This is a genomic window from Levilactobacillus spicheri DSM 15429 (assembly GCF_001435095.1).
Lineage (GTDB): Bacteria > Bacillota > Bacilli > Lactobacillales > Lactobacillaceae > Levilactobacillus > Levilactobacillus spicheri.
In genome coordinates this window covers 127,084-137,321 of the sequence record NZ_AZFC01000016.1, presented here as the reverse complement: position 1 = coordinate 137,321, position 10,238 = coordinate 127,084, and the positions used below count along the sequence as shown (strand labels likewise).

The 10,238-nt window shown below is 52.2% G+C and carries 8 protein-coding genes; 7 read left to right on the top strand and 1 reads right to left on the bottom strand.

Annotated elements, in window-relative coordinates:
- The first annotated feature begins 343 nt into the window (after nt 1–343).
- From FD37_RS06380 to FD37_RS06370, 3 genes are all read left to right on the top strand, one after another.
- Complete coding sequence (locus tag FD37_RS06380) at nt 344–1,372, top strand: sugar-binding transcriptional regulator (protein ID WP_045807076.1); 1,029 nt, start codon at nt 344–346, stop codon at nt 1,370–1,372.
- Between the two features lie 68 nt (nt 1,373–1,440).
- Nucleotides 1,441–2,451: a type I glyceraldehyde-3-phosphate dehydrogenase gene (gene gap, locus FD37_RS06375; protein ID WP_045807077.1), complete on the top strand. Its 1,011-nt coding sequence runs from the start codon at nt 1,441–1,443 to the stop codon at nt 2,449–2,451.
- 191 nt (nt 2,452–2,642) lie between these two features.
- Nucleotides 2,643–3,845 (top strand): phosphoglycerate kinase, encoded by a 1,203-nt coding sequence (locus FD37_RS06370; protein WP_045807078.1) that lies wholly within the window; start codon nt 2,643–2,645, stop codon nt 3,843–3,845.
- Between the two features lie 80 nt (nt 3,846–3,925).
- On the opposite strand, the gene FD37_RS06365 is transcribed toward FD37_RS06370, so the two are convergent.
- A complete protein-coding gene (locus FD37_RS06365) occupies nt 3,926–4,816 on the bottom strand; it encodes a helix-turn-helix domain-containing protein (protein ID WP_056964269.1) in 891 nt (296 codons plus the stop codon).
- Between the two features lie 116 nt (nt 4,817–4,932).
- On the opposite strand from FD37_RS06365, the gene FD37_RS06360 reads away from it, so the two are divergent.
- From FD37_RS06360 to FD37_RS06345, 4 genes are all read left to right on the top strand, one after another.
- On the top strand, nt 4,933–6,570 hold the full coding sequence (locus FD37_RS06360) for an ATP-binding cassette domain-containing protein (RefSeq protein ID WP_056964267.1): 1,638 nt from the start codon (nt 4,933–4,935) through the stop codon (nt 6,568–6,570).
- A gap of 95 nt (nt 6,571–6,665) precedes the next feature.
- The gene (gene tpiA, locus FD37_RS06355) at nt 6,666–7,424 is read left to right on the top strand and encodes a triose-phosphate isomerase (protein WP_045807079.1); all 759 of its coding nucleotides are present in this window, start codon (nt 6,666–6,668) and stop codon (nt 7,422–7,424) included.
- Between the two features lie 105 nt (nt 7,425–7,529).
- Nucleotides 7,530–8,849: a phosphopyruvate hydratase gene (eno, locus tag FD37_RS06350; protein ID WP_045807080.1), complete on the top strand. Its 1,320-nt coding sequence runs from the start codon at nt 7,530–7,532 to the stop codon at nt 8,847–8,849.
- 144 nt (nt 8,850–8,993) lie between these two features.
- Entirely contained in the window at nt 8,994–10,217 is a 1,224-nt protein-coding gene (locus FD37_RS06345; protein WP_056964265.1) for a hypothetical protein, read from the top strand.
- Nucleotides 10,218–10,238 lie beyond the last annotated feature (21 nt).

The window sequence follows — 10,238 nt, the reverse complement described above, 5'->3', positions numbered from 1 at the left end:
ATCGCACGTAAGATTCCGGTTCTTGAAATGGGGGTTCGATTCCCTCCGGGCGCACTCAGTAATCGCAGTCAGCGTCGACTGCGATTTTTTGTTGGGCAAAATTCAAACGCTTTTCCGGGTCCCGGGGCACCCATCAGATGCGTGCACGGCAGCTTATTTTGGGTGTGAACACGGGTTCGTTCAACGAATAATTTATGAAGGGGAAGTACTTGCCAAAGGCGTTAAATGGGCTTATACTGACACAGTAAGTTAGGTTAGCGATTCGTTGGCCTTTATTTTTTGAGCGTGGTGGGCGCAATTTGGCCACCCTGGTCGCTCAACGTCCCACTGGGAGGTAACGAGGATGCAAGATGATTGGCAATGGGTAGAAGCGATTATGCCCCAAATGGTGACCAAGTTAACCAGTCGCTTTCGGGTATTACAAGGTATCGCGACCCTGCAGCCGGTCGGACGGCGAACCTTAGCCAACCACTTGGCGTGTACCGAGCGAACGGTCCGGACCACGACCGATGCGTTGGTGAACCTGGGGTTTATCCAGATGTCCATCAAGGGCATGCAGATCACGGCGTCCGGTGAACGGGTGCTGCATGGACTCACGCCGGTGATGAACACGTTAGCGGGGCGGCAACAGCGGGAGCGTGAATTGGCTCAGCGGTTGGGCATCGCCAACTGCACCATCGTTCCCGGTGACAGCACGGCGCCCAACGGCTCCCTCGGCGGGATGGCGGAGGCGGCTAAGCAGGTCTTGGCCGACCAGCTACCCAACGGCGCGAGCACCATTGCGGTGATGGGGGGCCACACGTTGGCCACGGTAGCGGCGGTGTTGACGCCGTCACTGTCGACGAATCGTCAGCTGTTGTTCGTGCCCGCTCGCGGGGGCATCGGTGAGTCGCCGGACATTCAGGCGAACGCCGTTAGCGCCCAGATGGCTCAGCGAACCAACGGCAAGTTCCGGTCACTCTTCGTTCCGGAACAGCTCAACACCGCAACTTACAAGTCGCTATTTGCAGAACCGGCTATTCATGAAGTGCTGCAACTGATCGACCAGAGCAACGTGGTGATCCACGGCATCGGTCAGGCACTGACCATGGCTAGGCGCCGGAACATGTCGGCGCACGTGATTGCCGATTTGACCGCCGCCCATGCCGTGGGAGAGGCCTTTGGCTTCTTCTTCGACGACGCGGGTCACGTGGTCAGCAAGTTCCCCCGCATTGGCGTGGGGATTGATGACTTAGTGAACAAACCACTGGTGATCGCGGTGGCCGGGGGTTCCGAGAAGGGGACCGCCATTGAGGCCTACATGCATTTAGCGCCAGCCCAGACTTGGTTGATTACCGATGATGGTGCTGCTGACATTGTTTTAAAAAAGTGATACACTTAACATGTACTGCTTTTTAAAAAAATTATCTTTGTTTGCTTCCTGAAGGAGGAAATCACAGTATGACTGTAAAGATTGGTATTAATGGTTTCGGCCGTATCGGTCGTTTGGCTTTCAAGCGGATTCACGAACTGCACTCTAATGACATCGAAGTTGTCGCTATCAACGATTTAACGACCCCTTCAATGTTGGCATACTTGTTAAAGTATGACTCAACTCATGGCCGTTTCCCTGGCGAAGTTTCTGCTACGGACAAGGGCATCGTGGTTGACGGTAAGGAATACCCAGTTTACGCTGAACCAAAGGCTCAAGACATTCCTTGGGTTAAGAACGACGGTGTCGACTTCGTTCTCGAATGTACCGGTTTCTACACTTCTGAAGAAAAGGCTCACGCCCACATCGACGCTGGTGTTAAGCGGGTCTTAGTTTCTGCTCCAGCCGGTGCCGTTACGACCGTTGTTCCTGGCGTTAACTTGGACAAGTTGACCAAGGATGACGTGATCGTTTCTGCTGGTTCTTGCACGACGAACTGTCTTGCACCTATGGCATACTTCTTGAACGAAGACTTCGGTATCAAGGCCGGGACGATGACCACGATCCACGCCTTCACTTCTACCCAAATGATTTTGGATGGCCCTCGTGGCAAGAAGATGCGGAACAACCGGACTGCTTCTGTTAACACCATTCCTCACTCTACTGGTGCTGCTAAGGCGATCGGCTTGGTTATCCCAGAATTACAAGGTAAGTTACAAGGCCATGCACAACGGGTTGCCGTTCCAGATGGTTCTTTGACTGAATTAGTTGCTGTTCTTGACAAGAAGGTTACGGCCGACGAAATCAACGACGCAATGAAGAAGCACACTGACGGTAACGAAGCATTCGGTTACAACGATGACCAAATCGTTTCGACTGACATCATCGACGACCCTCATGGTTCCGTCTTTGACCCAACTCAAACGGAAGTGACGACTGCCGGCGACACTCAATTAGTTAAGACGGTTGCTTGGTACGACAACGAATGGGGCTTCACTTGCAACATGGTCCGGACTTTACTTCGTTTCGCAACCCTCTAATTTTAGATTAGTTATTGCGAACGTTTATAAACGTTTAGGATACGCAAGACGCGGCGGGGGGAGGAATTTCCTCGACGCGTTTTTGTTTGCCCCCGTGATTTTCGGATAAGTCCTTTGAAATTCGCGGGTAAGTGCTGTATATTGTGAAAGTAATCATTTTTAACATGACATCTTGAAGGAGGATTTCTAAATTGGCGAAATTAACAGTTTCTGATTTAGATTTAAAAGGTAAAAAGGTCCTTATGCGGGTCGACTTCAACGTCCCAATCAAAGACGGTGTGATCGGCAACGACAACCGAATCGTGGCAGCTTTGCCAACGATCAAGTACGTGATCGAACACGGTGGCAAGGCCATCTTGCTCTCTCACTTAGGCCGGGTCAAGAAGGAAGAAGACAAGCCAGGTCTGTCCATGCGTCCAGTCGCAGAACGGCTCTCTAACTTGTTGAACAAGCCAGTGACCTTCGTTCCAACGACGGAAGGCAAGCAGCTGGAAGACGCCATTGACGGCTTAAACGACGGCGACGTTCTGGTCATGGAAAACACCCGTTACGAAGACGTTAAGAACGGCGAATACGTCAAGCGCGAATCCGGCAACGACCCAGAATTGGGCAAGTACTGGGCTTCCTTGGGTGACGTCTTCGTCAACGATGCCTTCGGGACGGCTCACCGTTCCCACGCATCCAACGTCGGCATTGCGTCCAACATGGCGCAAACCGCTGCTGGTTTCTTGATGGAAAAGGAAATCAAGTTCATCGGTGGCGCCGTTGATAACCCAGAACACCCATTCGTTGCCATCTTAGGTGGTGCCAAGGTGTCCGACAAGATCGGTGTTATCGACAACTTACTGTCCAAGGCTGACAAGGTCTTGATCGGTGGTGGGATGACCTACACCTTCTACGCTGCTAAGGGCATGAAGATCGGGAACTCCTTGGTTGAAAAGGACAAGATTGACTTAGCCAAGGAAATCTTGGACAAGGCTGGCGACAAGCTGGTTCTGCCTACTGACTCCGTGGTCGCAACTGAATTCAAGAACGACGCTGACCACAAGACGGTCGACGGCGATATTCCTGATGGCTACATGGCTTTGGACATCGGTCCTAAGTCCATCAAGGAATTCGAAGACGTTCTGAAGAGCGCTAAGACGGTGGTTTGGAACGGCCCAATGGGTGTGTTCGAAATGCCGAATTACGCTGAAGGAACGCTCGAAATCGGTAAGTTCTTGGGTACCTTAAGCGATGCCAAGACGATCGTCGGTGGTGGTGACTCCACGGCTGCCGTTCAACAACTGGGTGTGGCTGACAAGTTGTCCCACATCTCCACTGGTGGTGGTGCTTCCCTCGAATACCTTGAAGGTAAGACCTTACCAGGGATTGCCGCAATTTCTGACAAGTAATCTAACTAAAAGCTGACTACGATTCGTAGTCATGAAAAACGGTTTCCACCTCAGCAAATGATGGTGGGAACCGTTTTTTGTTAAGCTTTTTTTGTGGATTGACGGTAACGCTGGGCGAAGTATCGATAGGCCCGCAAAACGTCGTGAACGTTGAGCGAGTCTTTGTTGGTGGGAATTTGCTGGATAAGCTTTGCCTGATGGTCTGCCTGATCAAAATCACCAAAGTACCAGTCCCAGAAGCAATTGGTAACGAGTTGTGTGATGCGAGATTCAATATTCAACCGTTCGGGATCGGCGGGGCGCCAGTGGGGCCAAAATTGTTTTGCCTCCTGGTAACGGTGGCTTTGAACCAAGACCTGGAAGGCCAGATTATCAAAATCTAATAACGGTTGCTGTAACCGAAAGGTATCCGTTTGGTGGACCATATACCGCGCACAGCTATGGTGCATCTTGTCGATTCCCTGGAGAATCTGGGATTGAGCATGTTTGGCCTCTGCAATCATCAACCACATGCTTGCCTGGCGAATTTCGGTTAGGTTCCAAAGTTGAGATCGATTGAAACGCCGCCAAAGCTGATCGGTCCGGGACGTGTCAATGGGCCGATCATCGAAAATACTGATGGAGAGATTGGCGAGCGTCGCCAAGGCCTGAAGATTCGGCAGATTACTGTCGCGGTATTGCTGGTCGAGGTGCCGTAACCAGGGGAAGTTTTGCTGACTATTGGCTGTGGTGATTTGATTGAAGGTTCGTTGGGCCACCGAAGGATGGTATCCCCGCTGAATAAATTGAAATTCCGTCGGGTCAATCATTAGCCGGTCGAGGATGGCAAACAGGGTGTCCGCGGTAACGCTATGAAGTCCGCGTTCCAGTCGACTGGCAAAGGACGGGGATATCAATCCGTCGTAGAGTTGGTTTTGTGTCAGTCCTTGATTATGACGAATCTGTTTAAGGGTTTCACCGATACTAAGCATTGTTAGTCCTCCTTGACGAGTCCCTGAACTGGGCAAATTTGCCCTAAATTATACGATTATTGACGAGTAACGACAAGTAGAATCGGAGTAATCAAGGGAAATGAAGGGACTGGGTAATGGTGAAAACAACTTGGCGATTGGGATACTATTTACGGCGACACCCGGGGATGACCGGCTGTATTATGGGATTGGAAAGCTTGGTGTCGCTGATTCAAGCTTCGGCGGCAGTTATTTTAACGTTTGAGACGAACGCCGTTATTCACCGCAATCTTGGTCAATTTACCGGATGGATTGTGGTGGATTTAGGAATGTGGTTGATACTGGTTGGCGCTGATTATGTGGCAAACATCTTGATTGCCCGGAATACACAACTGGTGGACACCGATATTCGCCGTGATTTATCTACGGGTATTGCCAACCTGACCAGTGACGAATTTGCGAAACGCACGCCGGACGTTTATGTTTCGTGGCTGAACAATGATCTAACGTTGATCAACTCGCAAGGGATGCAGGTGTTCTTTCAACTCATTGAGTGTGTGGCCTTAGTCATTATGACAACGAGTTATCTCGTGATTTTTCACTGGACGTTATTGGTGACCGCGGCAATTGGTTTCTTGGCGATTACGTTTGTTCCACGGTTGGCAACGCGCCGATTGACCCAACAATCACGGCACGTTACCAAGGCCAACGAGCGCTTTGTGACTCAGGTGCAAAACACATTAGCGGGATTTGCGACGTTGACGAGTTTTCATCGCAGGTCACAGATTATTACCCGTAACGTGCGGGCATCCCAGAAATTACAACGCGCTAACGTTGCTTATGCGCGTCAAAAGGCAACGGTGGACGTTTTGAGTACGACAGTAAGCATCGTGAGCCAGATGGCAATCACCGTGGTAACCGCCTTACTGGTTATCACGGGACATCTAACGGCCGGGACTATCATGAGTACGGGGAGCCTTGCGGGTGAACTCTTCTCAGCACTGCAGGTCATGTCGAGTAGTTGGGTCGAGCTGAAGTCGGTACAGCCAATTTTTGATAAGTATAAAGTCTTAAAACGGGCGTCAACCTTTATGGGGGATCGGCCCTTTGCCGCGACTGCGCGGCCGGAATTGGAATTAGACCACGTGATGGTGCGGCACGCCCAACAGACCTGGTTAGCTACAACTACGCTGAGGGTGCCATTTTGGAGCAAGGTTCGGGTCAGTGGACCGAGTGGTAGCGGTAAGAGTACGCTGATGCGTGTTGTGACCGGGAATCAGGCCATAACAGCGGGCCAGGTTCGGTGGCGGCCGGTACCCGATTCTCCGGATGGGGCGGGAAACAGCTATGTGGCGTATGTCCCCCAGAAAGCGTTCATTTTCCAAGGGACCGTACGGGATAATTTAACGCTTGGCCGCCAGTTACCTGATACGGCCCTGTTACGTGCGTTGACCGTCGTCGGGCTCGCCCATAAGATTGACCAGCTTCCACAGCGGTTAGAGACGGTGATTGCGGAGAGTGATGCGAGATTATCGGGTGGTGAACAACAACGTCTAGCTTTAGCCCGGGTGCTGTTGACGGATGCTCCGGTGATTATTCTGGACGAGAGTACGGCGAACGTCGACGCGGTAACCGCTAATCGAATTGAACGATACTTCTTAACACAGCCGAATCGGACCGTTTGGATTGTTTCGCACGCTCATCATCCGGAAGTTGACCAATTTTACACGTTATCGGTGAATCTGGGGATGAGTACGCAGACTCAGGTGAGTTAATCCGGACCGTAAAGAGGTCTTTACTGGTAGATTTCGCTTAAATTGGGTAAGATGAAACATGTGCGTTGAGTCTATTTGAAAAGGAGCGGATTAGGTTGCGGATACCATTGATTGCAGGTAACTGGAAGATGAACAAAACGGTCACCGAAGCCCACGACTTCGTGACGGGTGTTCAGGGTAAATTACCAGCGGCGGATCAGGTGGAAACGGCCATTGCGGCCCCAGCCCTGTTTTTACAGACCATGCTGGAGGCCAATACGGACCGAGTCTTACGCATCGGCGCAGAGACCTGTTATTACGAAGACGAGGGGGCGTACACGGGTGAGACCAGTCCGTTGGCCCTCCACGCGATGGGCATTCCCTACGTAATCGTGGGGCATTCCGAACGTCGGCGGTACTTTAACGAAACGGATGACGTGATCAACCGGAAAGTCCAAGCGGTCTTTCGTAACGGCATGACGCCCATCGTCTGCTGTGACGAAACCATGGGCCGCCGGGAATCCGGCGAGAAGATCCACTGGGTCGTCAACCAGGTCTCCGCGGCCCTCAAGGGGGTCAGCACGGAGAACGCGGCGAAGGTCGTCATCGCCTACGAACCGAGTTGGGCGATTGGCAGTGGCACCTCCGCCTCGAGTGACCAGGCCGAAGAGGGCTGTTACCTGATTCGCCAAACCATCGCGGACATTTATTCGGATGATTTAGCGAACGGGGTCCGTGTTTTGTACGGCGGGAGTGTCAAACCAGATAATATTGCGGGCTTAATGGCCCGGAATAACGTCGACGGGGTCCTCGCCGGGGGCGCTAGTTTGGATGAAAAGGCTTTTATTCAGCTCGCAAACTATCAAAATTTGTAAAACGGGTAAAATGTGATTGAAAGTTCAATGTTAAACTTATAGAATAAAGCATGGGATGAGTTTCTAGTTCCCGTGAAGTCAAACTCATAAGGAGAGAATTCAAAAATGTCAATTATTTCTGATATTTACGCACGCGAAGTCTTAGATTCTCGTGGTAACCCAACTGTTGAAGTTGAACTCTACACCGAAGCCGGTGCCATGGGCCGGGGGATCGTTCCTTCTGGTGCCTCAACTGGTGAACACGAAGCCGTTGAACTGCGTGATGGCGACAAGAGTCGTTTCATGGGCAAGGGTGTTACCAAGGCCGTAGACAACGTTAACAACATCATCGCCAAGGAAATCGTTGGTTACGATGTCACTGACCAACGTGCTATCGACCAAGCCATGATCGACTTAGACGGTACACCTAACAAGGGTAAGTTAGGTGCCAACGCTATCTTAGGTGTCTCCTTAGCGGCTGCACGGGCTGCTGCTGATGAATTAGGCCAACCATTGTACAACTACTTGGGCGGCTTCAATGGTCACGTATTGCCAACGCCAATGATGAACGTTATCAACGGTGGGAAGCACGCCAACAACAAGGTTGACTTCCAAGAATTCATGATCATGCCTGTTGGTGCGAAGACCGTTAAGGAAGCCATCCGGATGGGTTCCGAAACGTTCCACAACTTGAAGGCTATCTTGAACGAAGAAGGTTACTCCACTGCCGTTGGTGACGAAGGTGGATTTGCACCTGACCTGAAGAACAACGAAGAACCATTCGAAATTCTGGTTAAGGCTATCAAGCAAGCCGGCTACGTTCCTGGTAAGGATGTTGCCATTGCCTTTGACTGTGCTTCATCAGAATTCTACAATGCTGACACCAAGAAGTACGAATTGAAGGGTGACGGCAAGAGCTACACCGCCGACGAATTCGTTACCTTGCTGGAAGGCATCGTTGACAAGTACCCAGTTGTTTCGATCGAAGACCCACTCGATGAAAACGAATGGGAAGACTGGCAAATGGCTACCAAGCGTCTTGGCAAGAAGGTCCAAATCGTTGGTGACGACTTGTTCGTTACGAACACGGACTACCTGGCTAAGGGGATCAAGATGGGCGTTGCCAACTCGATCTTAATCAAGCTGAACCAAATCGGGACTTTGACGGAAACCGTTGAAGCCGTTGAAATGGCTAAGCAAGCTGGTTACACGGCCGTTATCTCTCACCGTTCTGGTGAAACTGAAGACACGACCATCGCTGACTTGGTTGTTGCGTTGAACGCCGGCCAAATCAAGACTGGTTCCATGAGCCGTGGCGAACGGATTGCCAAGTACAACCAATTAATGCGGATCGAAGACCAATTAGGCAAGACTTCCGAATACAAGGGAATCCACTCCTTCTACAACTTGGACGAAGATGCGCGTGAAGCCATCATCAACAAGTAATTAATCGGTTAAAAACACTAAATGACGGTCACTCAATCGAGTGGGCGTCATTTTTTTATGGAAAAATTCGCAATCTCCCTCATTTTTTTTGGCCGTAATCGGGGCTCGCTTACGGAACTACCCGTAGTGAAGGAGGAATGCCCCATGAAATGGCAGTATGTAATGATTGGCTTGATGAGTGGCCTTTTGGGTGGTGGCCCGGCCGTGGTCAGTCAGGCGGCGACCGCGACGCAGGAGACGTGGACCGTGTATTACCAGGTGGAGAATCCCACAGCTAAAGAAGCGGCACAGAAGCATGTTCAATTAGGGCCGTATACCGAAACGGTGTCCCAGGGAACGCGGCCTCAGGCGAGTAATCTGGGGTGGGAAGCCACTCATCGAGCCGATTGGGATGAGGCGGCTAAGACGGTGACCTGGAAGTATGTGACAAATGGTGCTGTATTGGTTAATTATCATTACGTTTATGAAGACGGTACGCGGGAACCCCAAAAGGCGTTTGCTGATGTGCAGTTGGGTTCTGTGGTGAAAATACCACCGTTGCCTGGATATCGGTTAAAGAATCCTCAGGATGAATATCAGCGGGCAACTAAGCAAAAAAATGATTGGTTCATCCCCGTCATTTCGGAGAACGCCCCGGTAACACCACCTCAGCCATCCGAGCCCTCCCAGCCGGTCGTTACCCCGCAACATCCGGCACCCCAGCCACCTGTGACGGTGCCGCAACAACCCAGTACGCCGCCAGCCACGCCGCACCCGGCGCTACCGGGAACAGCCGGTGGTGGGGTGGCCACCCCAAGTACGCCACCAGCCACGGCACAACCGACGCCATCGGGACCAGCTAGTAGCGCGGCGGCGAAGCCCGGGAAACCGCAGCCACTGGGTACGCCTCGACCGCAGCCATTTCCCGCGCTGACTCACCCGATCTGGTCAGCGACCGCACCGAACACGTCCGGGGTCACGCACCACGTCTCCCTGGAGCGCCCTTCGTTGACGACACCAATCAAGTCGTCGCTGGCGGATCATCCGACTAAGTCAGCGGGGGCTCACAAACGACCGGTGACGTTACCGGTCGCTTACGCCCACGAGCCCGTGGCGTCCGCACAGTCGGCGGCGCGGCCCACTCAATCAGTCCACCCAAAGAAGGCTGGGTCCTCAGCCAAACCGCATCCCCGGTCAACTGAGCACGACGCGACTTTTTGGGATAGTCCCAGTTTACTAACCGCCGGCGACGCCGCTACGAAAGAAACGACAAGTGCTAAACGCTTGCCCCAGACCGGTGAAGCCCGGCAACGCCTTGGGTGGTGGGGGAGCTGGGGGTTGCTCATGGGCCTCGTCGGCTGGAGCTTCCGACGTTTTCGGCGCGAATGACGGCGCCAACTGTGCTAAACT